The following is a 25,322-nucleotide window of genomic DNA, read 5'->3' as shown; positions in this document are numbered from 1 at the left end:
CCTGTCAAAATGATGAATTTCCTGACATTCAGCGCGCTCTCGAGGCGCGCTCAAAGCGCCCTTGGGCCACGTTGACATCGCCCCGGCCCGGCCATATCTCTCCGCCAACGTATCGACGGCGATGGCGTTTATTTTGCTCGCGTTTTTTGCCGTTGAACCTCGGATTGCCCGTTTCCCACTCAATTGGCGGATCACCCCGGGCCTTGCCCGTTTCCCGGGGCCGGCACCGCGAAGCGTCACGGTGAGTTGATGGGCTATCCAGACCAACTCGCGGCCTTGACCTGAGGACCGCAGCAACAGGACTTGTCCATGATCGGCGCGCTCGCCCGCAAGCTTTTCGGCACCCCCAACGACCGCCGGGTCAAGGGTTACCAGTCCCGCGTCAACGCCATCAACGCGCTGGAGGGCGAGGTCGAAAAGCTCTCCGACGAGGCGCTGAAGGCGCGCACCGAGGAGTTCCGCAAGGAACTGGCCGAAGGCAAGACGCTCGACGACATCCTGGTGCCGGCCTTCGCCACCGTGCGCGAGGCCGCCAAGCGCACCCTCGGCCAGCGCCATTTCGACGTGCAGCTGATCGGCGGCATGGTGCTGCATGAGGGCGACATCGCCGAGATGAAGACCGGCGAAGGCAAGACGCTGGTGGCGACCCTTGCCGTCTACCTCAACGCGCTCGCCGGCCGCGGCGTCCACGTCGTCACCGTCAACGACTACCTCGCCCGCCGCGACTCGGCCTGGATGGGCCAGATCTACTCCTTCCTCGGCATGACCACCGGCGTGATCGTGCACGGCCTCGACGACGCCGAGCGCAAGCAGGCCTACGCCTGCGACATCACTTACGGCACCAACAACGAATACGGTTTCGACTATCTGCGCGACAACATGAAGTACCGTCTGGAGGACATGGTCCAGCGCGGGCACTTCTACGCCATCGTCGACGAAGTCGACTCCATCCTGATCGACGAGGCGCGCACGCCGCTGATCATCTCAGGCCCGCTCGATGATCGCTCGGACTTCTACAACACCATCGACACCTTCATGCCGAAGCTGGAGAAGAAGACCGATTACGAGGTCGACGAGAAGCAGCGCACGGTGACCCTGACCGAAGGCGGCATGGAGAAGATCGAGGTGCTGCTGCGCGACGCCGGCCAGCTCAAGGGCGACTCGCTCTACGACGTCGAGAACGTCTCCGTCGTGCACCACATCAACCAGGCGCTGCGCGCGCATTCGCTGTTCACTCGCGACAAGGACTACATCGTCCGCGACGACGAGGTCATCATCATCGACGAGTTCACCGGCCGCATGATGCCGGGCCGCCGCTATTCGGAAGGCCTGCACCAGGCGCTGGAGGCCAAGGAGCACGTCCAGGTCCAGCCGGAAAACCAGACGCTCGCCTCGATCACCTTCCAGAACTATTTCCGGATGTACGAGAAGCTCGCCGGCATGACCGGCACGGCGGCGACCGAAGCCGACGAACTGTTCGACATCTACAAGCTCGAGGTCGTGGAAATCCCGACCAATTTGCCGGTGGCCCGCCTCGACGAGGACGACGAGGTCTACCGCACGCAAGGCGAAAAATACGCGGCGATCCTCGCCGAGATCGAGCGCGCCAACAAGCGCTTGCAGCCGGTGCTGGTCGGCACGGCCTCGATCGAGAAATCCGAGGTGCTGGCCGATTTCCTGAAGAAGAACGGCTACAAGCAGATCGAGTTCGGCAACGAAAACGCGATGGAGAAGCTTTATGCCGCCGCGCGCGCCGGAAAGCCGGCAAAGCTGTTCGCGGTTCTGAACGCGCGCTTCCACGAGCAGGAAGCCTATATCGTGGCGGAGGCCGGCGTGCCCGGCGCGATCACGATCGCCACCAACATGGCCGGCCGCGGCACCGACATCAAGCTCGGCGGCTCGCTCGACATGCGTATCCAGCAGGAGACGGCCGGCATCACCGACGAAGCCGAGAAGGCGAAAAAGATCGAGCAGATCAAGGCCGACATCGAGCGCTTCCGTGACATCGTGCTGAAGGCGGAAGAGTCCGTCGAGCTCGAGCCGGCCAAGGGGAGCAAGCCCGCGCGCACCGAGCAGAAGCCGGGCGGCCTCTACATCATCGGCTCCGAGCGCCATGAGTCCCGCCGCATCGACAACCAGCTGCGCGGCCGTTCCGGCCGTCAGGGCGACCCCGGCCGCTCGAAATTCTTCCTGTCGCTGGAAGACGACCTGATGCGAATCTTCGGCTCCGACCGGCTCGATTCCATGCTGCAGCGGCTTGGCCTCAAGGAAGGCGAGGCCATCATCCATCCCTGGATCAACAAGGCGCTGGAAAAGGCGCAGCAGAAGGTCGAGGCGCGCAACTTCGACATCCGCAAGAACCTCCTGAAGTTCGACAACGTCCAGAACGACCAGCGCAAGGTGATCTTCGACCAGCGCATCGACCTGATGAAGGACGACAGCGTCGCCGAGACCGTTTCCGACATGCGCCACGCCTATGTCGACGACGTCGTGGCCAAGCACATCCCCGAGCACGCCTATGCCGAGCAGTGGGACGTCGCAGGGCTGAAGGACGAGCTCAACCGCGTGCTCGGCCTCGAGCTCCCGGTCGACGAATGGGCCAAGGAAGAGGGCATCGCCGACGAGGAGATGCTCGCCCGCATCGAGAAGCACGTCGACGAGCACATGGCGGCCAAGGTCGCGCAATGGGGCCCCGACGTGATGCGCTACGTCGAGAAGACGATCCTGCTGCAGACGCTCGACCATCTCTGGCGCGAGCACCTGATCATGCTCGACCATCTGCGCCAGGTCATCGGCCTGCGCGGCTACGGCCAGCGCGATCCGCTGCAGGAATACAAGTCGGAAGCCTTCAACCTGTTCGAGACCATGATCGCGCATCTGCGCGAGGCGGTCACCGCGCAGCTGATGCGGGTCGAGATCGTGCCGCCGGAGCAGCCGCCCGAGCCGCTGCCGCCGATGGAGGCGCACAAATACGATCCGAACACCGGCGAAGACGAACTGGCGTTTGCCGGCGCCTCGCTGGTCCCGGCCAACGGCGGCAGTGCCGAGCAGCGCGACCCGCAAAACCCCGCCAGCTGGGGCAAGGTCGGCCGCAACGAGGACTGCCCCTGCGGCAGCGGCAAGAAGTACAAGCACTGCCACGGCAAGTACGCGTAAGGCGATAGCACGCGCAACGCTTACGCAATGCTGTCATCATCCGCGAAAGCGGATGATCCAGTATGCTGCGGCTTCTCCGCATTTCACAACCGTCATTGAATACTGGATGCCCCGCTTTCGCGGGGCATGACGGCTATCGTTGTGGAAGAGAAGCGCGCTCGCGCTTTACTTCATCGCGCCGAAACGGCTCTCGAACGAGTTCGCTGGTACGACCGGCTGGGCGCCGGCGATCGTTGCGGCCGGCGCGGGTGCTGCTGCGGCAGGGGCAGGCGCGTCGGAAACCGACGGCTTCAGCGCAGGCGTTGCCGCCGGCTTGGCTGCGACCTGCTTCGGGGCGGCGGCGAGGGCGCGCACGACCGACGGCGGCGAGAGCTTGCTCTCCGACTTTGGTTTCGCGGCGGGCGCGGGCGGCGGGGCGCTGGCGGTGGTGTCGGAGCCGCCGAGGCCGACCTTGCGGGCGAGGTCGGAGAAGAATCCGCCGGACGAGGATTGCGCGGGCTGCTGTGCCGGCGTGGCGGCTGCGACGCGCGTGGCGGGCACGGCGACAACAGGCTCTTCCTCCGGCGTCAGCTTCGGCTTCGGCGGATTGACGTGCGAGGGGATGGTGCCCGGCGCGCGCGAGATGGCGAGCAGCGAGAGGCCCTGGCCGTCGCCGCCTTCGGACAGGCCGGTATTGCCGTCGGGCAGCTTCGCCGCAAACACCCTGTGCATGCCGCCGTCGATTCCGGTATTCATGCGCGCCACCGGCGTGCCGCGCGAGATCAGCTTGTTGGTCTCGGCCTGGTCGTGCTGCTGCTTCTCGCGCACGGCGTCGGCGACGTCTTCGGGGATCGCATAGGCCGGGCATTTCGCCGACGCGTTGAACACCGGCTCGCTCTTGGCGTTCGGTGCGCGCATCGCATCGAAGACGTATTTCTTCTCGCAGAAATCGACCTTCGGCTCCTGCCGCGTCACCTCGAAATGATCGTAGCCTTCCTTGATCATCCGCCAGAACGGCATGTGCGGATTGTTGCGATGCTTCGCCATGTTGATCGGCGTCATCTTGAACGGGAAGGCCTGCAGCTGGAAGGCGCGCTGGCCGCCGAAGAAGGACTCGCGGCCGAGCGAATAAATCTCCGAGATCTGCTCGTCGGTCATCGCGTAACAGCCGCGCGACGAACAGTCGCCATGCACCATCAGCTGCGAACCGGTGCGGCCGAGCGCGGAGTCGAACGCGTTGGGATAGCCGGTGTTGAAGGCGAGGTAGAACGACGACTGCGGATTCATCTGCGCCGGCGTGATGGTGTAGAAGCCTTCCGGCGCCTGGCGGTCGCCTTCGCGGATCTTCGGACCGAGATCGCCGGACCAGCGGCAGATCGGATAGGTCTTGAGCAGCGCAAAGCGGCCGTCGCGATCCTGCTTCCAGACCTCGAGCTCGGCTTCCTGCTTGAAGATGCGGACCAGGATCGGCGAGTTCAGGTCCATGTTCTTTTCGGTCATGGCCTGGATCAGTCTTGGCGGGACCGGCTGGTTGGCCTTGGCGTTGCTGGCCAGCGAAATTTCGTCGGTGTTGCAGCCGGCCAGCATCACGCTGGCCGCGAGCGCAGCCGAGGTCACAAGCAGCCGAACGGGAAGGCGAGAAATCAAGCCGAAAGCTCCACACCCACCGGGCAATGTCGGCAACCCCAACATCCGCTCATCGCCCTGAAGCCATTGATTAAAATATTACCCGTCACGCCTGTGCGTCGCAACCCGAACGGGGTCGTTCCGCGAGCCTCGAAGCAGCCATGGTCAACAGAGCTTAAACAGGCCGCTCGCGGCCTAATTGCGGCCGAAAACGGCTATTTTTGCCAAGGTGTTGCCGCAATTCTTTGGGGCTGGACTCCTGACGTCGTCATGGCCGGGCATGACGGTTATGGCCTCACCCCAGCTTGCGGCCGATATCGAGAAACTTCTGCCGCCGCTGCCGGCGAATACCGTCGGCGTCGAAATTGCGCAGATCGTTGAAGGCCTGCGCGATGGCCTCGCCGGTGCGGGCGATCATGGCTGACGGGTCGCGGTGGGCGCCGCCCGCCGGCTCGCTCAGGATGCGGTCGATGACGCCGAATCGCAGCATGTCCTGCGCGGTGATCTTCATGCTGTTGGCGGCTTCCTGCGCCTTGGTGCCGTCGCGCCACAGGATCGAGGAGGCGGCTTCCGGCGAGATCACGCTGTAGATCGCGTGCTCGAACATCAGCACCTTGTTGGCGGTGGTGATCGCGATCGCGCCGCCCGACATGCCCTCACCGGTGACGATTGCGACATTGGGGACACCAAGAGACAGGCACGCATCGGTGGAGCGCGCGATCGCCTCGGCCTGTCCGCGCTCTTCGGCGCCGATGCCGGGATAGGCGCCGGCGGAATCCACGATCGAGAGCACGGGGATGCCGAAGCGATCCGCCATCTCCATCAGCCGCACCGCCTTGCGATAGCCTTCGGGACGGGCCATGCCGAAATTGTGCTTGATGCGGCTCTCGGTCGAGTTGCCCTTTTCCTGGCCCATCACGCAGATCGGCTCGCCCTGGAAGCGGCCGAAGCCGCCCATCAGCGCCTCGTCCTCGCCGAACTTGCGGTCGCCGGCGAACGGCGTGAATTCCGTGATCAGCGCGTTGATGAAATCGGTGAAATGCGGCCGCTGCGGATGCCGCGCCACCAGCGTCTTCTGCCACGGCGTGAGGTTGGCGTAGAGCTCGGCCAGCGCCTGCGCCGACTTCTCCTCGATCTTCGTGATCTCGTCGCCGATGTCGCTGCCGTTGGCCGCGAGCGTGCGCAGCTCGTCGATCTTGGCCTCGAGTTCGGCGACGGGCTTTTCGAAATCGAGATAGCTGCGCATCTGGTCCGGCATCAAATCAATATAGGGACAACAGCGCTGTCAGGCGAAGCGGTTTTGCCGATTCGAAAGAAAGTGCGTGTCTTCAACGATTTAGCGCGCATTCCAGTCCGGGATGGACCGGCGTCGAATGCGCGCCGGGCGGGTGCAGGCGTCTTTCTGCGGAAGCCGCGCGGAAGTCAAGCGGTTCGGCCCGCCTGCCGCAGCGCCCGCCGCGCCAGCGCGAGCCCCATCAGCACGAAGGCGGAGGTCACCTCCGGCCCGCCGACCAGGATCCGCGTCGGCGTCTTCATCTTGTTCCACTCATAGGCCTTGTAGGGCCCGTGCCGGCCGCCCTCGCCGAGCGAGGCGACGATGACATGCAGCGCCGGCGTGAAGGTGGAGACGTCGGCGCCGAGATGCGTCAGCGCCATCAGGGCCAGCGCCGCGTCGAACGCGTTCATCTCGTGCGCGATCAGCTCGCGCTCAACATAGGCGAGCACGCGGGTGCGGATCAGGGCAAACGAGCCGTCCGGGTCGATCGCGCGCTGCGCGGAGACCGGCAGCGCCATGAAGGCGGCGTAGCAGCGGCCGAAATAGGCGGAGTAGAGCTCGGGCAGGTAATAGATGTGCGAGCGCGGATTGGCGAAGGCGCCGCTGTCGGCGAGCTTGCGCTGGAAGGCGATGATGCGGTGGACCGTCTCCAGCCGCGACGGCGTCTCCAGGATCTTCCAGCGCGACAGGTTGCGGAAGGAGACTTCGAGAATGTCGAGATTGAGCGTGGGATCGAGGTCGTTGCCGTAGGGGCGGTCGCCATTGAGGTTGTCGATCCAGGTGACGACCGCGCCGTCATAGTCGATGTTGTCGTTGATCGGCACGGTCACCCGCGGCTCGTTGGCGCCCGCGCGCACCTGGTAGCCGCGGTAGAAATCCAGCAGCGGCTGGTCGAGGATGGGATCGGTGGAGCCCGCCTGCGTCGCCGCCGAGAACGAGCAGGCCGTGGTGTCGCAGTCCGGCACGTAGATGCCGAAACCGAGGTCCTGCTTGATCTGGGCGAAGAAGCGCGAAAAGCGCGGATGCGGCAGCGGCGCCAAGGCCGTGATCACGTTGACGGTCGAGCCGTCATGCGAGGGCACTTCCTCCCGGCTGGTGTCGAGACAGAAGTTCACCATGTCGTCGATGGCGCGCCGCGCCTCGGCGGTTTCCTTCGCGGAAGCAAGCCCGCTCTCGATGTAGCCGAGCAGCGCCTCGGTGAAGAACGCGTCGTAATAGGCCGAGCGATGGCGGATCTGCATCGGCTCCCACATCGGTTCGGCAATCCCCGTCCAGGGCGGGTTGATCAGCGCGCGCGCCGGGGAGTGGGCAATGAAGATGCGCGCCAGCGAGAACAGCAAGGTCGAATTCTTGTAGCCGCGCGAGTTCAGGCCCGTCAGCGCCATCACCATCTCGCGCCCGCCCATGTCGGCATCGCCGAGCAGGTTGAAGGCGGCATAGGTCGGCAGGAAGCCGTTCCCGGAATAGGAACGCAGCAGATGCTGTGCGCAGCTGCGGATCACCTTGTCGATTTCGGCGAGCCCGGGCGGGTGGGCCGCGGCCTGCGCCGGGGCTGGCTTGGGGTGCTGCACATCGATGCCGTCCATCAGCGCGGCCACGGGAGCGCCGATCGCGGCCCAGTCCGGCGCCTCGTCGTCGCGGGCACGGGAGATGGCGGCGCGCAGCTCGGCGAGCTGCTTGTCGTCCTTCAGGGCCGGCAGGCCGGTCCGCCGCAGCAGCGGCCGCAGCGCGGGGTTGCCAAGCGCGGTCCGGTAGAACTGGCCGAGATGGGCGTCGCCGCCCTGGTATTTCAGCAGCAGGGGATCGCAGACGTCGTACAGCGACGGCCCATCCTTATGGGCCGTCAGCGCCCGGAACGCGGCGCCGGCGAAATATTGAAACCCCATCAGCAAAACTCTCTGCGCCGGCGTCGAGGCAGTCTGGAACTTTAAGTTATTGGAAAAACTATACGAACGGCAGGGATTTACCAGATGTGACAGAGGTCACAGAAGGGCCGCGATTTTTCCCTTTCAATGAGCTCGGAGCAGGCAGGGGGAAGATAAATTTCTGCTATCGAAACAATAGCTTGAATGGGGGTCGACGTTCTGGCTTGCCGGGGCGGATATTGCGGGTTAAGGGAATGTTTGCTGCGGCGCCGCAAAATCAGCGTAATTCGGCGGCACCAACCCGGCCAACCCCTCAAACCTAAATCCGACTGGCGCGACTACCGTTTGGCCGCGCCTTTTGACGATGACAGGAAGTACCAGGATGAAAGTCAGCCAGTTCATCTCCCCTCGCACGGTTGCCGTGGTCGCCGGCCTCGTTGGCATGGTGTCTCTGGCGATCGGCGCCCATGCGGCGCTGAACAAGCGTGCGCTGGATGCGGCCAAGGCCATCGGCACCGAGCAGGCGGCTGACGCCGCCAAGAAGCCGTCGCGCCTCGCCCTCGTCATCGGCAACGGCCATTATCCCGACGCCGCCGCCCCCCTCAACCAGCCGATCAACGATGCGCGCGCGCTCACCGCGACGCTGCGCCAGTCCGGCTTCGACGTCGACGTGGTGGAAGACGCCAGCAAGGATGACATGCAGCGCGCCGTCGGCCGGCTGAAGTCGAAGATCAAGCCGGAATCCGTCGTGATGCTGTTCTTCGGCGGCTACGGCATCCAGGCCGGCCGCGAGAGCTACATGATCCCCGTCGATGCGCGGATCTGGAAGGAAGGCGACGTCAAGCGCGAAGGCATTTCGGTCGAGTCCGTGCTCGACGGCATCAAGGAAAAGGGTGCGCGCGCCAAGCTGGTCGTGATCGACGCCTCCCGCCGCAACCCCTATGAGCGCCGTTTCCGTTCCTACTCGCACGGCCTGGCGCCGCTCGCGGCGACCGACAACGCGCTGATCCTCACCGCCGCCACGCCCGGCAAGGTCGCCGACGATTCCAGGGGCAGCAACAGCGTGCTGGTTTCCGCCCTGCTCGAAAATCTGAATGCGCAAGGCGCCGGCGGCATCGAGGGCGTCTTCAACAAGACCCGCGTCACCATCTCCCGCGCCTCCGACGGCGCGCAGGTGCCGAGCGTCTCCTCCTCGCTGCTGGACGAGATCCGCATCGGCGGGTGAGGCAAATTCCGGGTGTCATGCGCGGGCTTGACCCGCGCATCCATCCTTCTTCGTAAGAATCTCTTGTGAGCGATGGATGGCCGGGTCAAGCTCGGCCATGACGCTACGCGTCACTTCGCTTCCGCCGCCGCCGTCACCGGCCGCACCGGATCGCCTTCGCGCAGCAGCGCGCCGGCGCGTGCCACGACGATATCGCCTTCCTGCAGGCCTTCCTTGATCTCGACCTGGCCCGCGGCCATCAGCCCGGTCTCGACGCGCCGCGTCTCGATGCGGGCGCGGCGGACCACCTGCACCACCGTGCCGGCGCTGCCGTAGAGGATCGCGGTCAGGGGGACTGCGATGCCGCAGCTCTGGCCGATCTTGATCAGCGCGCGGCCGCTGGAATTGATCAGGAAGCGCCGCGCCGGCGTGATGCCGATGAACACCTGGCCGAGCTGGCTGTTCGGCTCGATGGTCGGCGCGATGCGGCGCACCCGCGCGTCGACGTCGCCTGCGCCGATGATCTTGATCCGCGCCGGCTGGCCGACCTGCAGTTTCGCGATGTCCCTTACCGGCACCATGCCGACGAGATCGTATTCGCTGCGCGCCACGATGTTGAACAGCGCTTCGCCCTTGGCGCCGACCATGCCGCCGATCTGCGCCGTGGATTGCGAGATCAGCCCCGCCACCGGCGCCTGCACCGTGATGCTGCCGCCCTCGGGCGGCGCGATCCGCGCCAGCACCTGGCCCGCGGTCACGGTGTCGCCGGCATCGGCCAGGATTTCGGTGACCTTGGCGCCGAGCCGCTCCGGCCGCACGGAAGTTTCCTCACGCGCCAGCACGATGCCGGACACCTCGACATTGTTGTTGAAGCAGTATTTTGCCACCTTCAGCACGGTGACCGCCGGTCCCCGCGGCGCGCCCTCGCCTTCCTCACCTGCCGCGAGCGCAGGCTGTGCGGCAAGGAGCGCTGCGGCAACGAGCGCCGCCAGCTTTCGGGAAGGAGCGCGGGTGATGCAATAGTTCATCGGCAAATCCAGTATTTTCCAGCACCCTCGATAGCAGAACGCGGCCCTGCGGCAAAGCGCCGGCGGCACCCGTCCGGGCCACCGGAATTGGTATTTTGCCAGCACGGACTGGTTCGATGTTTCCGTCATGGCCGGGCTTGTCCCGGCCATCCACGTCTTGGCTTCAGCGACAAGAAAGACGTGGATGCCCGGGACAAGCCCGGGCATGACGCGGTTAAAGCCCGAACACCGCCACCGCGCGGGTCGGCAAAGTGGTGCCCTCGCGCTTCTTCAGCGGCAGGCCGATGAAGGTGGAAATGCAGATGCCGGGCATGATGCAATTCCCCATCTTAACGTCGAAGTCACTCATGCTGGTTTTGCGGCTTGCCCGCCTTGAAATGCCGGCCGCATTTTCCGTGTGGCGCAACTGGCGTGCGTTGTTGCAGCGCATCCGCCTGCCGGGAAGATCGTGTTCATGCAAACTGTCGCGTCGGCGGCAGTTGACCGGACGCGCATCCGCCGCTTCAATCCGGGCAACAAAAGCAAGAAACGGCAGCCACGTGAAAAAAAACACCGCTCCCCGGGAGGATGCCGATGCCTGCGCCCATTAGCCGCCGCCGATTGCTCTCGCTCGCAGGCGGCGCGGCCGCCGCGCCTTTCATCATTCCCTTGGCCGCACGATCGCAGGAAGCCGCCTGGCCGGCGCGCTCCGTGAAATATGTCAACGCCTTCCCGGCCGGCGGGGCCACCGACGTGCTGTCGCGCATCCTCTGCCAGCGCATGAGCGAGATTTGCGGGCAGTCCATCGTGGTCGAGAACAAGGCCGGCGCCGGCGGCGTGCTCGGAGCGGATTCGGTGGCGAAGTCGGCGCCGGATGGCTACACGGTCGGGCTCGGCGGCATCGCCAACAATGTGCTGTGCGTCGGCTCCTACGCCAAGCTGCCTTACCACGCCGCCAATGACTTCACCTTCATCTCCGGCATGTGGCAATTGCCGAACATCCTTTCCGCGCGGAAGGATTTCTTCTCCCAGGATCTCAAGGAGCTGCTCGCCGCCTTCAAGAAGGAGCCGAAAAAATACACCTACGCCTCCGCCGGCTTCGGCACCACGCTGCATCTGAGCGGCGAGATGATGAACGCCATGGCGGGCGTCGAGGTGATGCATGTGCCCTACAAGGGCGCCGCACCTGCCCTGAACGATCTGCTCGGCGGCCGCGTCGATCTCCTGTTCGACAACCTGCCGGGTTCGTTGCCGAGCGTGAAGGCCGGCCTGATCCGTCCCGTCGCGGTCACGTCGAAGAAGCGCCTGCCCGATCTGCCCGACGTGCCGACGATGGCGGAAGTGCTGCCGGGATACGAGATGACCTCCTGGGCCACCATGATCGCCCCCGCGGGCGTTGCCGCCGGCGTCATCGAGCGCGCCAATGCGCTGACCGTGAAGGCGCTCGCCGACGACGTCGTGAAGAAGCGCTACGCCGAGCTCGGCGCCTCGCCCTGGCCGACCACGCCGCAGGAAGCCGCCGCCTATCGCGAAAGCGAGGAGAAGCGGCTCTTGCCGATCATGAAGGCGGCGGGCATCAAGCCGGAGTGAACTGAACGGCAAAGGAGGGTGCGATGACGATGCCGACCGTTGCGCAGATGATCGTCTGGATCGTCGTCGGCCTGATTGGCGGCGGGCTCGCTTCGCGCCTCATCACCTGGGACCGCGAGGGCTTCGGCACCTTCCGCAATCTCGGCCTCGGCCTCATCGGCGCGCTGATCGGCGGCCTGCTGTTCCGCTGGCTCAATCTGCTGCCCGGCCTCGACAAGGTCGCGGTCTCGCTGCGCGAGATCGTTGCTGCCGTTGCGGGATCGCTGCTCGTGCTGCTGGCGATCTGGCTGTACCGGCGCTACGCGAAGTGAGCCTTCACTGCACGACGTCGAGCTTCACCGGCGCCACGCCGCGGCCGACCATGCCGAGCTGCTCGGCGGCGGAATAGGAAACATCCACCACGCGTCCGGGCACATAGGGCCCGCGGTCGTTGACGCGCACCGTCACCGAGCGGCCGGTGTGCTGGTTGGTGACGCGAAGTTTTGTCCCGAACGGCAGGGTGGGATGCGCAGCGGTCAGCTCCTGCGGATCGAATCTTTCGCCGTTCGCGGTCTTGGTGCCCTGCCAGTAGAAGCTGGCGATGCCATGCGACTTGCCGCTTGTCCTTTCCTGCGCCTCGCTCGCCTCCGGCGCAGGTGCGCGCCGCACGACGGAAGCGGTCGAGACCGGCCGGCGCGGCTGCTCGATTGCGGCCTGCCGCGTCGCCGAGCCGCGCAGGTCGGAATGCGAGGTGCGGAACGGCGATTGCCCGCAGGCCGCCAGCGTTGCGGCACCGGCGATGATCGCGGCTAGTCTTAGGAATCGAGACATGATCTGCCCCTCCGTTCGCGGCCAGTCACGTTCCGCAATCGGGGCAGTTCCGGGGCGCATTGTGGCTTCGCGCGCGGATTTGGATGGGGCTGTGGCCGGCCGGTCACACGCAGCACGAAAGCGCCACGATGTTGACACGGCATCGCCGCGGCACGACCAGCAACGATCATCTCTTCGGCAATTTTTTTCGACGCTTCGCCTTGGCTCTAGGGCTCGATATTTCCGTAAATGACCGGCCGGATCGCAGCCAAGCGACGATTCTTTGCGCCACTAGCTCTGCACCTTGATCCTTCACCGAACATTCCCAGACTATGCCGACTCTCCAGCCAAGCTTTCGAAGGCTCTGGAAGTTCTTCCTGTCTCGCTTCACCGTGTCGCGAAACTTGGGCTTCCAGAAGCCGGCGTTGGAGGCTGGCACGCATTGTTCATCCTTCCTCGCCGCCGGGCGCGAAGGGGCGGCTGTCATGCCGCCGACGTCAGGGGACGCGCGCGTTCGATTCGCTTGCGGTCGCGCGGCGAATGCATCGCTTCCCAGAGGTCGCTGCGGCGCTGCACATTGAGCCAGAAATCCGGGCTGTTGCCGAACACGCGGGCGAGAATGAGTGCGGTTGACGCGGTGACATTGCGGCGATCGTTGCACAACTCGTTGACGTGCTTGCGTTGCACGCCCATGGCGTCGGCCAGGGCGCCCTGCGTCAACCCGAGCGGCTTCATGAATTCCTCGACCAGGATTTCGCCGATCGTCGCGGGTTTGCGCTTCGTCATCAACATGGCTTGCCTCACCTGTAGCTGTGATCGTCGAGATAGAGATCCTTCGCCTCGCCCCGCCCGCTGTCCCACCGAAACACCAGCCGCCATTGCTGGTTGACGCGGATCGAGTGCAGGCCGTCGAGTTGGCCCCGCAGCTTCTCGAAATGATTGCTGGGCGGTGATCTCAGATCGCGGTCCGTCATCGCATCGTCGATCATCTGGAGCTTGCGGAACAGGCGATCTCCGAGGTCTGCCGGGATTCTCCTCGATCTGACGTCGTTGACAAAGAACTCGCGCAACCAGTCGTCCCGGAAGCTCACGATCACGGCGTGACTCCATTTGAGCTACTGTACCACTCCATGCCTCACATTGCAAGGAGAGCGGCCCGCGACAACGCCCGGGGGTCGTAATTTATCACCCCGATGCCGATGGTCCCTTCCGGGGGCGATTCGCCGCGACTGACTTTGCGCGGTTCAAGCAGAAGGCGCGGCATTTCCTCCGAGCTCACGAAGATCACATCGTGCTGCACAAGGTCCGGCAGGGCCGCCCATCGAGGCTAGGGTCGTCCGCCTTGTCGGCAAGATTCGCGAGATCAACGAGAGCGCGGTGGCCTGAAGCTGCGACAAACTGGCACGACGGGAAAATCACTTCGGTTTCGCGGAATCGTGTCAAGCCCTGAAATGAAAAATATTCTGCTTTTCATAATACGCAAATCAATGCTATGACCCTTCCCGTTCCTGGCCGGTGAGGCGCGTATCGCGATCGTCACGGCACGTTGGTCGGGAATGCGGTGGACGCAGCTGGTGTCAGTGCGGGCTTGCCCGTGCGGACGAAACGCCGGCTGCGTACGGCGAAATCGTGTGGTCCTGGCGCCGCGACCCTGGCGTCCATCCCCGCCGGCCTGTGCCAGCGGGGCAACGGGGGCAAGAAAGGCCGTTCCCCGAGGAGAGCGCGTATAAGCCGTAAAACCATTGCGCGGGGAAGGTCGGGTTGTCCCGGCTGTACCTGTCAAACCCGTGTGCATTTCTGTAGCACTTCTCCGCACACGGTGATGCGGGTGCCGCCGGCACCCGGCCTTCCCTGCGCCCTCTCTTTCGGGAGGCGCGAACGTTTCGGCAAACCTCGGGCTTTTCGCGCCGCGAGATCGCGGACGCTTGTCTTTGACAATCAAATCCGAAACCGCGCTACATTCCCCCCGCAATTCCAGGGAGGAAGCAATCGATGAAGCGCGTGATGATCCTGAACGGCCCCAACCTCAACATGCTCGGCATCCGCGAGCCGCACATCTACGGCACCACCACGCTCGACCAGATCAAGGCGAGCTGCGAGGCCAAGGCAAAGGAGCTGGGGCTGTCGGTCGACTTCCACCAGTCGAACCACGAAGGCGTGCTGATCGATCTGATCCAGTCGGCGCGCGAAAAGGCCGATGCCATCATCCTCAATCCCGCCGGGCTTTCCTTCACCTCGGTCGGCATCATGGACGCGATCAAGACCTTCGAGGGACCGACGCTGGAGGTGCACATCTCCAACATCCACGCCCGCGACGAATATCACCGGCACTCCAAGATATCGTTCGTCGCGACCGGCGTCATCGCCGGCCTGGGCCCGTTCGGCTACATCGCCGCCCTGCACGCGATCGCGAACATGAAGTGAGGGAACGCGGAGGACTTGTAGGGTGGGCAAAGCGAAGCGTGCCCACCGTGCCTAGGCGAATGATGGTGGGCACGGCGCTTACGCGCCTTTGCCCACCCTACGAATCCTCGCTTGACCGCCGCTAATTGCAATGCGTCCGGCGTACCCACACACCGAGCTCGTTGCGCTCGCGGGTGTGGTAGCAGTGCAGCCTGATCCTGGCGTCGATCATCAGCGGCCGCACCTTGACGTCCGGGATTGACGGGGTCGCGCGGAGGCTGCTGAGCCCCGGGTTTACATTGATGTTGTTCATGCCGGCCTGGGCGGCGGAAACGGAGAGAATGGCCGCAAGGGCCGCGGCAAGCGTGATCGAGGCGGTGCGCAAACGCATGACAAAACTCCGGCCGGGTTGCGGGGCTCGCATCGCGGCGAGCAGGTCCCTCCTTGGTCGCAGCGACGGCAAAACGGGTTCGGTGCGGCGGAGCCCTTCTGTCGTCCCGGACAAGCGAGCGGAGCGAGCGCGATCCGGGACCCATAGCCCCAAATGCCTGTTGTTGGAAAAGGTTGCGGGCCCCGGCGGGCCGAAGCCAGTACCAGCGGTGGTTATGGACCCCGGCTTTCGCCGGGGCGACAGCTTGGATGGGGCGACAGCGACGACGGGACGACCGCGAGGACGGGGCCCCGGCCGGGCCGCCTACTTTTTCCGCCGCTTCGCCGTGGCAGCCGAGGCATCCACGACGTTGTCGACCTCCTCGCGCCAGTCCAGGATCTCGGCGGCCAGCACCGGGTGGTTGAAGCCTTTGAGGTTGAGGTCGTCGATCGGCCGGCCCTCGACCCACTGCTCGACCATGCCGTAGACGCGGCGGCTGACCACGATCTGGCCGGCCTCGGCCTCGTCGCACAGCCGCGAGGCGAGGTTGGTGACGCTGCCGATGGCGGCATATTCCAGCCGCTGCTCGAAGCCGATCTGGCCGAGCGTGGCATAGCCGAGCGCGATGCCGATGCCGAAGCCGAGATTGTGGCCGCGGTTGCGCCAGCGCTCGCACAGGCCGCCGATGGTGTCGCGCATCTCCACGCTCATCTTCACCGCGCGCTTGGTGTGGTCGGCGAACTGGATCGGCGCGTTGAACAGGATCATCACGCCGTCGCCGGCATAGCGGTCGAGCGTGCCTTCGTAGCGGAAGATCAGTTCGCCGAGCGCGGCATGATATTCGCGCAGCACGTTCATCGCCTCTTCCGGCTCGGTCTGCTCGGTGAAAGCGGTGAAGCCTCTGAGGTCGCAGAACACGACCGTGACCTCGCGGCGGTGGCTGTCGAGCAGCCCCTCATGGCCGTCGGAGGAGGCGATCAGCTGCGCCACCTGCGGCGCCAGGAAGCGCTCGAGGCGGCGGATGCGCTCGATCTCGCCCAGCTGCGTCTCGACGCGGTCCTCCAGCGACTTGTTCCAGTCCTTGAGCTGGTCGGTCTGCTCCTGCAGCTTCGCCGCCTGCTGCTGCACCGTGGAATGCGCGATCTCCAGCTCGCTGCTCTTCTGGTTCACCTCCGAGAACAGCCGCGCATTGCGCATGGCGAGCACCGCCTGGTGCGCAAAGGTCTTCATCAGGCCGATCAGGTTCTGCGGGAAGTCGCCGGCGTTGCGCCGCAGCACCACCAGCGAGCCGAGCACGCCGGTCTGGTCCACCAGCGGCACCACCAGCACCGAGTAAAAGCCGGCCTCGACCGCCACATCGCGCAGGGGAATGTCGCCGGCCTTGTGCAGGTTCGGAATCGCGATCGGCTCGCCGGAGCTCGCCGCCTCGCCCAGCGTCGAGCCTTCGCGGTCGATGGCGCGGTGGCTGCCGTCGGCGTTCTTATCGACGCCGATCGCCTCCGTCAGGTTGAAGCGGTCGTTGGCCGCGTCGAAGGTGTAGATCAGCACCGCGTCGGCATGGGTGATTTCCAGCGCGCGCGCCGCCACCGTCGGCAGCACGGCGTTGAGGTCGAGCGAGGAGGCGACGGCACGGCCGACCTCCTCCAGCACCTTCAGCTCGTTGATGGACTGCGCGAGGTCGCGCGTGCGCTCCTTCACCTTCCATTCGAGGTCGGTGTAGGTCTCCTGCAGCTGCGAGGCCATGCTGTTGAACTGGCCGGCCAGTTCCTCCAGCTCGTCGGCGGTCTTCACCTCGATTCGGTGGCCGAACTTGCCTTCGCCAAGCAGCCGCGCGCCGGAGGAAAGCGCGTTGATCGGGATCAGCATGCGCCGCGCCAGCACCGTGCCGGCCAGCATGGCCACGATCAGGCCTAGCCCGATCAAAAGTGCGCTGCGCACCAGCTGGTCGCGGATCGGTGTCAGCGCCTGCGCAGTCGGCTGCTCGAAGAACACGTTCCACTTGAATTTCGGAACGGTGGAGGACGCGGTCAGCACCGCGTGTCCGCCAAAATCCTTGCCGGTGGTCTCGTGCGAGCCGGCCAGCGCCGCCGCCACCTGCGGGAGCGTGGAGAGATCCCTGTCGATATCGGGGCCCTTGCTGGAGGCGGCCAGCACCAGCCCCTGGGAATCGACGACGAAGGCAACGGTGTTGCGGCCGACCTGGCCGTCGCCGAGATAGTCGGAGAGGAAGCGCAGGTCGATCTCGGCCACGGTGACGCCGACGCCGGCGCCGCTGTAGCCGGTATGGGCCATGGTGAGCGAGATGAATGGGCGGCCATCGCGGAAATAGGCCTGCGAAAAGCTGTTGGCGCCGCGCGCCAGCGTTTCGGTGAAACGGGCGTCGCGGGAGAAATCCACCGTGCTGCCGTAGGACACGCCGCCGCCGCGCGACAGGCGCAGTTCCTCGCGGCCCTGCGCCGAGATGAAGGAAACCTGGCTGACCGCGGGCACCTGGTTGAGGAGCTGGGTGTAGTCGACGCGGCGCTGGTCGGTGGAGAACTGGTTGGCGCTGGCGCGGGTGACCCAGCTGGACTGCCGCTCCAGATCCGACATCGCCTGCTCGATGCGCCGCGAGGTCGCCTCGGCCTTCTCGGCCATGCCGTCGATCAGCGAGGTGCGGGTCGCACGATAGCCGATCCAGGTCTCCATCAACCCGTTGACGGCGAGCACGAACACGACGAGGCCGACGAGCGCGAACACGTATTTGGCGAACAGGCCGCCGCGCCAGCTCTTGTCCTTGACCGCGTCCATCAAAACCCTCGGGCGCGGCGTCGGACCGCGCGCATCGGTTGCTCAATTCGCAAAGGGAGCCGGAAGGCCGGGGCCCGCGGCACCTGTCGAATTTTAGCACAGATCGGCAGCGCAGACCGGCTATTGCCCGGCATGGTTAGCCCGGATTTCAGGCAATCCGGCCTGTTTCCAGTGGAATCAGCGGTTGAAAAGCTGCCGCAGCACGTCGTTCATCGGCTGGCTTTCCTGGGTCGCGGGCGCCGGCTCGCTCGCGGCGGCGGGTGGCGGGGAGGTCGTCTGCGCCTGCGGCAGGGGAGCCGGATTCGACCCGGGCGAGGGGATGCTGCGGCCTTGCGAGCGTCCGCCGGCAGGTGGCTGACCTCCGGCCTGCGGCTGCTGGCCGGGTGTGGCCGGCTGCGGCTGGCCGAGCCCGCCGAGGCCCTGCTGCAGCAGGTTGCCGATCGTGGCGCCGAGGTCGCCGCCGAGTGCCGGCTGTCCGCCGGTGCTGCCGGTGCCGGGCTGCTGGCCCGGCTGGGCGCCGCCCTGCTGCATGCCGCTGAGCAGGCCGCCGATCGCAGCGCCGAGCCCGGCGCCGTCCTTGCCGAACAGGCCCTTGCCCATCTCGCGCAGCTTGGCGTAGGCGGCTTCCGGATTTTCCAGGATGCCGCTCATCTCGGGATAGATGCGCGGCTCCGACCACGGCCCGTCGATGATCACGGGGATGCCGAAGCCGACGGGATCGGACGCGCGGCCCTGGCCCTCGGTGGTCATCACCAGCTTGGGCTCGACGCGGAATCCCATCTGCTTGGTGCCGAGGTCGACGGTGCCGACGCCGGTGACCTTCACCAGCGGGCCGACGAGGTTGAGGTCGTAGGTGGTGGCCTGGCCCTTGTCGATCTTGAAGGAGGCCGAGAGCTGCGTGAGGTCGGTCGCCTGCTGGCTGTTCTCCTGCCAGCCGGAGAGCGGACTCGCGGTCAGCGAGCGGATCATCTGCGCCACGTTGAGGCCGCGGATCTGGCCGTCCTGGAACAGGGCAAACACGGTGCCGGTCATGTTGCTCATGATCGCGCGCTGGCTGTTGCCGGTGGAGCGCACGGAAATCTTCGCCTGCATCTTGCCGTCGAGCTTGTCGAAATCTGCCGCACCCTGCAGCAGCGGCAGCGCGCGCACGCCGACGAGGTCGGTCAGCAGCGTGTAGCTGGGCACCGCGGTCGAAGCGTCGATGGTGAGATCGCCGTTGGTCTGGCCGCCATAGGTGCCGAGATTGGCGACGCGCAGCTTCAGCACGCCGCTCTCCAGATTAGCTTCGATAGCGGCTGGCGCAAATTGCGCGTCGCCGAGATTGAGCTGCGCAGCCGAGATGCGCGCCTGCGCGTCGACATAATTGAGCCCGTTGATGTCGATGGTCGCATTGCTCCACGGCGCCTTCGCCGAGCCGGGCGTGCTCTTTGCCACGGCGACGTTGAGCCGATGGAAGTCGAGATCGAGCTTGACCAGCGGCTTGCTCCCGACATCGACCGAGGCCCAGCCGTTGAACGCACCGTCGCCGAGCATGCCGGACAGGCCGTTGATCTGGATGATGCTGCCGTTCAGCCGCACTTCGGCCTTGCCGGCGGCGGGGGCCGGCAACAGGGCCGGCGCGTCGAGGGTGAATTCGGTCGGGATGTTCTGCCGCTCCAGCGGCGCGGCCGGCGCGGTCGCTTTGATGTCGAACTTCAGCGGATGCTCGCCGGTGCGGGCATTGCCGGTTATCCGCACCTTGCGGTCGGACGTCATGATGGCGTCGGCGTTGATGCCTTCGATCCTGTTTTCGACGCGGTCGCGCAGATTGGAGAACACCATCGTGCCGCCGGTGACGACGATGTGCTCGATCGAGAAGGACGGGGTGGCCGCCGTGCCGGACGCCTTCGACGGAATCTCGCGCGACCGCTGGCGCTGCAGCGGCAGGTTCACGATCGGGCGCACGATCACGAGCTCGGTGATCTCGGGCTTGCCGGACCAGACGCTGGCGAGCGTCACGTCGGCCTCGATGCTGGCGGCGGTCAGGCGATTGGTGATGTCGCGGTCCTTCGGGTCCTGCAGCGTGACGTCCTTCATGGTCACGTTCAGCGAGGGCCAGATGCCGATCTTGGTCGAGCCATTGATGGTCAGCTTGAAGCCGGTGTCGCGCTCGACCCGCTCCTGGATGGCGGAGGTCAGGAATCCGGAGGGGACGCCGACGATCAAGAGCAGCGCGATCACGACGATCACGGCAGCAATGGCGGCGCCTGCGATTCTAATTGTTCTCATTTCGACGTTCCAGACAGGCGAGGGCGAGCTTACCGCGGATCAGGCGGCCGGCTCAAAGGAGGCAAAAATAATCCGGGGGGACTGCAAAGTTATGTGACTTATGGCACACTTCCTCCGGGCCGAACCATGCGACAGCTCCCATTCCCCAGGGCCGGACTTGAAAAGGCATTGCCATGAGCAAACAGGCCGAATTTGCGGTCATTTTGAAGATGAATCCGATGTTCGCGGACCTCGGGCCCGATGAACTGCAGCGGATCGCCGGGCTCTGCCATACCCAGCAAATGGCGGCGGGCGAGGTCCTGTTCCAGAAGGGCGACGCGGGCGATGCCCTGTTCGGGGTGCGCCGCGGCCAGGTCCGGATCGAAACCGGTGCGTCGGATGGCAGCAGGCTGACGCTGAACTTCATGGGCCCCGGAGATCTCTTCGGCGAGGTAGCCGTGCTCGACGGCCAGAACCGCACGGCGGACGCCACCGCCGGAGAGGCCTCCGAACTGTTCGTGCTGCGCCGCGAGGATTTTCTCAGCTTCCTCGAGCGCGAGCCCAAGGTCGCCATCAAGATCATCATGTTGCTGTGCCAGCGCATCCGCTGGCAGAGCGAGCGCATGGAGGAATCCATGCTGCAGCCCCTGCCGGTGCGGCTGGCGCGGCGGCTCTGCGCGCTGGCGGCCGATTTCGGTTCCGAGGTTCATATTTCCCAGGAGCAGCTCGGCGTCTTCGTCGGCGCCGCCCGCGAAAGCGTCAACCGCCAGCTCCAGCTCTGGCGCAAGGACGGTATCCTCGACCTGCAGCGCGGCCGCATCCTGCTGCAGAACCTCAACAAGCTGACGGCGGTGGCGCGGAACGAGTAGTCCTCACTTCGCCGCGGGTGCCACGCGGGGCGGCAGCGGGGGCGGGCCCTTGGCGGGCGGCGGCGCCGGATGGTGATGGCTTGACGGCGGCTCCTCGTCCTCGCCGTGGGAGACGATCAGCCGTTTGCCGAAGCGCCAGATCAGGCTGCCGACGTCGTCCATCAGCATGAACATCGCAGGCACGAACACCAGCGACAGCACCGTGGAGAATATGAGGCCGCCGATCACCGCCAGCGCCATCGGCGAGCGGAACTCGCCACCGGCGCCGACTGCGAGCGCGCTCGGCATCATGCCTGCGACCATCGCGATGGTGGTCATGATGATCGGGCGCGCGCGCTTCATGCCGGCGTCGATCATCGCTTCCTCACGCGACTTGCCTTCCCTGATGGCTTCGATGGCGAACTCCACCAGCATGATGGCGTTCTTGGTGACGATGCCCATCAGCATCAGGATGCCGATCCACACCGGCGTGGTTAGCTGCTTGCCGGTGAGCAGCAGTGCACCGACCGCGCCGCCGATCGAGAGCGGCAGCGAGAATAGGATGGTGAGCGGCTGCAGGAAGGTGCCGAACAGCAGCACCAGCACGGCATAGACCATCATCAGGCCCGCGGTGATCGCGGTGGCAAAGCCTTCCGAGAGCTCGTTGAGACTTTCGGCGTCGCCCGACGGGCTGACCCTCACGCCCTTCGGCAGGCTCTTCATGACAGGCAGGTCGTAGATGGCCTTGGTGGCATCGCCGAGCGCGGAGTTGCCGACCAGGTCGGCCGCGACGGTGGCCTGCCGCTCGCGGTCGTAGCGGTTGATGCTGGTAGGTCCCTGGTCGAGCTGGATGTCGGCGACGACGGACAGCGGCACGCCGCCGCGTTCGCCGCGCTGGCCGAGCGGCACGCGCAATTGCTGCAGCATCGAAAGATCGCCGCGCGCGGAATCCTCGAGCTGGACCCGGATCGGCACCTGGCGGTCGCCGGCGTCGAATTTCGCCAGCGCAGGTCCCACGTCGCCGATGGTGGCGACGCGGATGGTCTGCGACAGGCTTTCGGTAGAGACACCGAGCCGCGCGGCCAGTTCGGCGCGCGGCCGGATGCGCAGTTCGGGCCGGTCGAGCGAGGTTTCCGAGATCACGTTGGCGATGGTCGGAATCCGCTTCATCTGAGTCGCCAGTTCGCTGGCAACGTTGTTGACGATGTTGCTGTCGATGCCGGTGACGACGAGCGAGATCGCGCGCAGGCCGTTTTCATCGAGGAACCAGAAGCGGATGTCGGGGATGTTCGCCATCTCGTTGCTGATCGAGAGCTCCAGCTCGCGCTGGGTGATCTTGCGATCGCCCTTCGGCGTGTAGTTGACGATCAGCGCGGCGCGGCGGACTTCCTGCAGACCCGGCGGGACGCGGCCGCCGTCGACGAAGACGTTCTTCACCTCGGGCCGCTTGCGCAACCGCGCCACGATCTCTTCGGTGACCTTCTCGGTGTAGGCGAGCTGCGTGCCGGGCGGCAGCTCGATGGCGAGCAGCGAGCGTGCGGTGTCCTGCGCCGGCAGGAAGCCTTGCGGCAGCAAGGTGATGCTCCAGATCGAGGCGGCGAAGACGCCGAAGCCGATAAGGATGGTGATGAAGTAATGCTTCACCGACAGGGTCACGAGCTTGTGGTAGTTGCTCAGGATGAAGCCCGGCGGCGGATCCTCGTGGTGACTGTCCTTCATGAAATAGGCCGCGAGCATCGGCGTGACGAAGCGCGCCGCGAGCAGCGAGAAGAACACCTGCACCGAAACCGTGATGCCGAACTGCTTGAAGAACTGGCCGGCAATGCCGGACATGAAGCTTGCAGGGGCGAAGATCGCGATGATCGTCAGCGAGATTGCGATCACGGCCAGGCCGATCTCGTCGGCAGCTTCGAGTGCGGCTCGATAAGGCGACTTGCCCATGCGCATGTGGCGCACGATGTTCTCGATCTCGACGATGGCATCGTCGACCAGGATACCCGTCGACAGCGTGATGGCGAGGAAGGAAACGAGGTTGAGCGAGAAGCCCAGAATGTCCATCACCCAGAATGCCGGGAAGATCGACAGCGGCAGCGACACGGCGGCGATGATGGTGGCGCGGAAATCGCGCAGGAACAGCATCACGATGATGACGGCGAGCACGGCGCCTTCGAACAGCGTCGATATCGCGGCTTCGTAATTGCCCTTGGTGAAGTCGACCGAGGTGTCGATCATTTTCAGGTCGACATCGGGGTAGGCGACCTTCAGCGCATCGATGCGCTTCTGCACGGCGGCTGCAACCACCACGTCGGAAGCGCCCTTGGAGCGCTTGATGCCGAGTGCCACCACCGGCTCGCCGTTGAAGCGGGCGAAGGTGCGGCGGTCGGCGATGGTGTCGGTGACCGTGCCGAGGTCGTCGAGCCGGACCTCGCCGCCGGAAAACAGCGGGATCATGGTGCCGGCGAGCTCGTTCAGCGTCTTGGCGCCGGCCAGCGTGCGGATCGCCTGGTCGTTCTTGCCGATCTCGGCCCGGCCGCCGGCAACGTCGACATTAGTGCCGCGCAGGATCTGGCTGACATTGACGGCGGTCAGGCCCGCCGCCTGCAGCCGGTCGGGATCGAGCGAGACCAGGATCTCGCGCTCGACACCGCCGATGCGCTCGACCTGGGCGACGTTGCGCACGCCCTGCAGCGCGCGCTTGACCACGTCGTCGACGAAATAGGAGAGCTGCTCCGGCGTCTTGCCGGGCGAGATCGCGGCGTAGGTGACGATCGGCAGGCCGATGACGTCGACGCGCTGGATCAGCGGCTCGGTGACGTTCTGCGGCAGGTTGGCGCGCACGCGGGTGATGGCGTCCTTGATGTCGTTCAGCGCGCGGTCGGTGTTGGTCTCCAGCGCGAACTGGATGGTGGTCAGCGACAGGCCGTCGGTAATCGACGAGGAGATGTGGCGCACGCCCTCGACGCCGGAGACGCCGTCCTCGATCGTCTTGGTGACCTGCGACTCAAGTTCGGAGGGAGCCGCGCCGAACTGCGACACCGCGACCGAGATCACGGGGATGTCGGCCGACGGCAACCGCGTCACCGCGAGCTTGGTGAACGACACCCAGCCGAGCACCAGAAGGATGATCGAGAAGACGATGGAGGGAAGCGGATTGCGGATCGACCAAGCGGAAATATTGAGAGCCATCAGCGTACCCGCACACGATCGAGTTCATCAGCAAACATGGTCTTGACCTGGTCGCCGTCATGCAGCGAGGTGCCAGCGTCGGCAACGACGACTTCGCCCACGTCGAGGCCTTCGAGAATCTCGGTGGAGGTATCGGACGACAGCCCGACGCGAACCTTGCGCGTCTCGATCGTGTTGCCCCCCTTCACCACCTGCACGGTGAGGCGATCGATTGCGGTGTGAGGCACCGCGACGCCGCAGCTGCGCTTGGCGTCGATATTGGCGCGCGCGAACATGCCGACCTTGAGCGAGGGATTGCTGGTCATCGAGATGCGCACCTTGCCGAGCTGGCTGGTGCGGTCGATCTGCGGCGACACCAGGCGGACCCGGCCGACGAGGTCGGGGGCGCCGTCGCGGCTGATGCGGGCGGTCGCGCCGGGATTGAGCTTGAGGATGTGGACGCTCGGCACTTCGGTGTCGAGCTCGATCTCGTTGTTGACGGCGATGCGGAACATGGGCCCGGCCTGCGGCGAGGCGGGGGCGCCGACGATGGTGCGGACTTCGGTCAGGAGACCTGCGGCGGGCGCCTTCAGCGAGATCGGGCCGCTACGGCCGCCCTGCTGTTGCTGGCCCGGCTGCTGTGGCGGTGGCGACAGGCGCGCCAGCTCCTGGTTCTCGGTGACGAGGTCGCCCTCGCGGACGAACAGGTCGGTGACTTTCGAGCCTTCCTGGTCGGCGCCGACCACGGCCTCGCGCTTCGGCACGATGAAGCCGGTGACCCGCACCATGTCGGAGAAGCAGGCATTGACGGTCTTGGCGACCACGACCAGCGCCTGGCCGGTCGTCTCCGGCTTCTCGCGGTGGGGGCGGTGCTCCCACCAGTAGTAGCCGGCGACGAGCACGAAAAAGACGACCGTTCCAATCGCAGGCTTGATATATTCGGTGAGTGGCTTCATCGCCGGATCATTCCAGAACCAGATTCGTGTGGAGCGGGCGCCGTCGCGCTG

At 65.5% G+C, this 25,322-nt stretch carries 19 protein-coding genes; 6 read left to right on the top strand and 13 right to left on the bottom strand.

The features are described from left to right. Positions 1–309: 309 nt before the first annotated feature. Positions 310–3,156, top strand: coding sequence for a preprotein translocase subunit SecA (gene secA / locus HZB49_RS14650; RefSeq protein WP_291612526.1), 2,847 nt, complete (start codon positions 310–312; stop codon positions 3,154–3,156). A gap of 165 nt (positions 3,157–3,321) precedes the next feature. Here secA and HZB49_RS14645 read toward each other — a convergent pair whose 3' ends face one another. The 3 genes from HZB49_RS14645 to HZB49_RS14635 form a co-directional block, all read right to left on the bottom strand. Then, entirely contained in the window at positions 3,322–4,782 is a 1,461-nt protein-coding gene (locus tag HZB49_RS14645; protein WP_291612524.1) for a murein L,D-transpeptidase family protein, read from the bottom strand. Between the two features lie 274 nt (positions 4,783–5,056). Then, positions 5,057–6,019, bottom strand: coding sequence for an acetyl-CoA carboxylase carboxyltransferase subunit alpha (locus HZB49_RS14640; RefSeq protein WP_291612522.1), 963 nt, complete (start codon positions 6,017–6,019; stop codon positions 5,057–5,059). A gap of 164 nt (positions 6,020–6,183) precedes the next feature. Beyond that, complete coding sequence (locus HZB49_RS14635; RefSeq protein WP_291612520.1) at positions 6,184–7,923, bottom strand: hypothetical protein; 1,740 nt, start codon at positions 7,921–7,923, stop codon at positions 6,184–6,186. Positions 7,924–8,284: 361 nt separating this feature from the next. Between HZB49_RS14635 and HZB49_RS14630 the strand changes: the two genes are divergently transcribed. Beyond that, complete coding sequence (locus HZB49_RS14630) at positions 8,285–9,127, top strand: caspase family protein (RefSeq protein WP_291612517.1); 843 nt, start codon at positions 8,285–8,287, stop codon at positions 9,125–9,127. Between the two features lie 110 nt (positions 9,128–9,237). Here HZB49_RS14630 and HZB49_RS14625 read toward each other — a convergent pair whose 3' ends face one another. Next, the gene (locus tag HZB49_RS14625; protein ID WP_291612515.1) at positions 9,238–10,134 is read right to left on the bottom strand and encodes an HlyD family efflux transporter periplasmic adaptor subunit; all 897 of its coding nucleotides are present in this window, start codon (positions 10,132–10,134) and stop codon (positions 9,238–9,240) included. A gap of 214 nt (positions 10,135–10,348) precedes the next feature. Then, complete coding sequence (locus HZB49_RS14620; RefSeq protein WP_291612513.1) at positions 10,349–10,687, bottom strand: hypothetical protein; 339 nt, start codon at positions 10,685–10,687, stop codon at positions 10,349–10,351. A gap of 20 nt (positions 10,688–10,707) precedes the next feature. Here HZB49_RS14620 and HZB49_RS14615 point away from each other — a divergent pair, with 20 nt between their 5' ends. Further along, positions 10,708–11,703 (top strand): tripartite tricarboxylate transporter substrate-binding protein, encoded by a 996-nt coding sequence (locus HZB49_RS14615; protein WP_291612511.1) that lies wholly within the window; start codon positions 10,708–10,710, stop codon positions 11,701–11,703. A gap of 23 nt (positions 11,704–11,726) precedes the next feature. Further along, complete coding sequence (locus HZB49_RS14610) at positions 11,727–12,014, top strand: GlsB/YeaQ/YmgE family stress response membrane protein (RefSeq protein ID WP_291612509.1); 288 nt, start codon at positions 11,727–11,729, stop codon at positions 12,012–12,014. 4 nt (positions 12,015–12,018) lie between these two features. Here HZB49_RS14610 and HZB49_RS14605 read toward each other — a convergent pair whose 3' ends face one another. The 3 genes from HZB49_RS14605 to HZB49_RS14595 all read right to left on the bottom strand — a co-directional run bounded on the left by HZB49_RS14605 (position 12,019) and on the right by HZB49_RS14595 (position 13,589). Beyond that, positions 12,019–12,513 (bottom strand): septal ring lytic transglycosylase RlpA family protein, encoded by a 495-nt coding sequence (locus HZB49_RS14605; protein WP_291612507.1) that lies wholly within the window; start codon positions 12,511–12,513, stop codon positions 12,019–12,021. Positions 12,514–12,975: 462 nt separating this feature from the next. After that, complete coding sequence (locus HZB49_RS14600) at positions 12,976–13,284, bottom strand: HigA family addiction module antitoxin (RefSeq protein ID WP_291612505.1); 309 nt, start codon at positions 13,282–13,284, stop codon at positions 12,976–12,978. Positions 13,285–13,292: 8 nt separating this feature from the next. Then, positions 13,293–13,589, bottom strand: coding sequence for a type II toxin-antitoxin system RelE/ParE family toxin (locus HZB49_RS14595; RefSeq protein WP_291612503.1), 297 nt, complete (start codon positions 13,587–13,589; stop codon positions 13,293–13,295). Positions 13,590–14,484: 895 nt separating this feature from the next. On the opposite strand from HZB49_RS14595, the gene aroQ reads away from it, so the two are divergent. Further along, positions 14,485–14,916, top strand: a complete 432-nt coding sequence (gene aroQ / locus HZB49_RS14590) for a type II 3-dehydroquinate dehydratase (protein WP_291612501.1) — start codon at positions 14,485–14,487, stop codon at positions 14,914–14,916. Between the two features lie 121 nt (positions 14,917–15,037). Here the strand turns inward: aroQ and HZB49_RS14585 are convergent, their stop codons facing one another. From HZB49_RS14585 to HZB49_RS14575, 3 genes are all read right to left on the bottom strand, one after another. Beyond that, on the bottom strand, positions 15,038–15,286 hold the full coding sequence (locus tag HZB49_RS14585) for a hypothetical protein (protein WP_291612499.1): 249 nt from the start codon (positions 15,284–15,286) through the stop codon (positions 15,038–15,040). A 303-nt stretch (positions 15,287–15,589) separates the two neighbouring features. Further along, the gene (locus HZB49_RS14580) at positions 15,590–18,055 is read right to left on the bottom strand and encodes an adenylate/guanylate cyclase domain-containing protein (protein WP_291612497.1); all 2,466 of its coding nucleotides are present in this window, start codon (positions 18,053–18,055) and stop codon (positions 15,590–15,592) included. 177 nt (positions 18,056–18,232) lie between these two features. Then, positions 18,233–20,323, bottom strand: a complete 2,091-nt coding sequence (locus HZB49_RS14575; RefSeq protein WP_291612495.1) for an AsmA family protein — start codon at positions 20,321–20,323, stop codon at positions 18,233–18,235. Between the two features lie 173 nt (positions 20,324–20,496). On the opposite strand from HZB49_RS14575, the gene HZB49_RS14570 reads away from it, so the two are divergent. After that, a complete protein-coding gene (locus HZB49_RS14570) occupies positions 20,497–21,171 on the top strand; it encodes a Crp/Fnr family transcriptional regulator (RefSeq protein ID WP_291612493.1) in 675 nt (224 codons plus the stop codon). A 3-nt stretch (positions 21,172–21,174) separates the two neighbouring features. Here the strand turns inward: HZB49_RS14570 and HZB49_RS14565 are convergent, their stop codons facing one another. Together HZB49_RS14565 and HZB49_RS14560 are read right to left on the bottom strand one after the other, a co-directional pair. Continuing rightward, positions 21,175–24,336, bottom strand: a complete 3,162-nt coding sequence (locus HZB49_RS14565; protein ID WP_291612491.1) for an efflux RND transporter permease subunit — start codon at positions 24,334–24,336, stop codon at positions 21,175–21,177. Then, the gene (locus HZB49_RS14560; RefSeq protein WP_291612490.1) at positions 24,336–25,271 is read right to left on the bottom strand and encodes an efflux RND transporter periplasmic adaptor subunit; all 936 of its coding nucleotides are present in this window, start codon (positions 25,269–25,271) and stop codon (positions 24,336–24,338) included. Before HZB49_RS14560 ends, HZB49_RS14565 begins: the two co-directional genes overlap by 1 nt. Positions 25,272–25,322 lie beyond the last annotated feature (51 nt).

Source organism: Bradyrhizobium sp. (genome assembly GCF_016219575.1).
In the GTDB taxonomy this organism is placed as follows: domain Bacteria; phylum Pseudomonadota; class Alphaproteobacteria; order Rhizobiales; family Xanthobacteraceae; genus Bradyrhizobium.
This window is presented reverse-complemented; position numbering and strand designations above follow the sequence as displayed.

Bases quoted from the DNA above. Each gene is read 5' to 3' on its own strand.
- secA (WP_291612526.1), top strand. From the start codon at position 310: ATGATCGGCGCGCTCGCCCGCAAGCTTTTCGGCACCCCCAACGACCGC.
- HZB49_RS14605 (WP_291612507.1), bottom strand. From the start codon at position 12,513: ATGTCTCGATTCCTAAGACTAGCCGCGATCATCGCCGGTGCCGCAACG.
- HZB49_RS14570 (WP_291612493.1), top strand. From the start codon at position 20,497: ATGAGCAAACAGGCCGAATTTGCGGTCATTTTGAAGATGAATCCGATG.
- HZB49_RS14565 (WP_291612491.1), bottom strand. From the start codon at position 24,336: ATGGCTCTCAATATTTCCGCTTGGTCGATCCGCAATCCGCTTCCCTCC.
- HZB49_RS14560 (WP_291612490.1), bottom strand. From the start codon at position 25,271: ATGAAGCCACTCACCGAATATATCAAGCCTGCGATTGGAACGGTCGTC.
- aroQ (WP_291612501.1), top strand. From the start codon at position 14,485: ATGAAGCGCGTGATGATCCTGAACGGCCCCAACCTCAACATGCTCGGC.
- HZB49_RS14575 (WP_291612495.1), bottom strand. From the start codon at position 20,323: ATGAGAACAATTAGAATCGCAGGCGCCGCCATTGCTGCCGTGATCGTC.
- HZB49_RS14600 (WP_291612505.1), bottom strand. From the start codon at position 13,284: ATGTTGATGACGAAGCGCAAACCCGCGACGATCGGCGAAATCCTGGTC.
- HZB49_RS14640 (WP_291612522.1), bottom strand. From the start codon at position 6,019: ATGCCGGACCAGATGCGCAGCTATCTCGATTTCGAAAAGCCCGTCGCC.
- HZB49_RS14610 (WP_291612509.1), top strand. From the start codon at position 11,727: ATGACGATGCCGACCGTTGCGCAGATGATCGTCTGGATCGTCGTCGGC.
- HZB49_RS14635 (WP_291612520.1), bottom strand. From the start codon at position 7,923: ATGGGGTTTCAATATTTCGCCGGCGCCGCGTTCCGGGCGCTGACGGCC.
- HZB49_RS14580 (WP_291612497.1), bottom strand. From the start codon at position 18,055: ATGGACGCGGTCAAGGACAAGAGCTGGCGCGGCGGCCTGTTCGCCAAA.
- HZB49_RS14625 (WP_291612515.1), bottom strand. From the start codon at position 10,134: ATGAACTATTGCATCACCCGCGCTCCTTCCCGAAAGCTGGCGGCGCTC.
- HZB49_RS14630 (WP_291612517.1), top strand. From the start codon at position 8,285: ATGAAAGTCAGCCAGTTCATCTCCCCTCGCACGGTTGCCGTGGTCGCC.
- HZB49_RS14585 (WP_291612499.1), bottom strand. From the start codon at position 15,286: ATGCGTTTGCGCACCGCCTCGATCACGCTTGCCGCGGCCCTTGCGGCC.
- HZB49_RS14615 (WP_291612511.1), top strand. From the start codon at position 10,708: ATGCCTGCGCCCATTAGCCGCCGCCGATTGCTCTCGCTCGCAGGCGGC.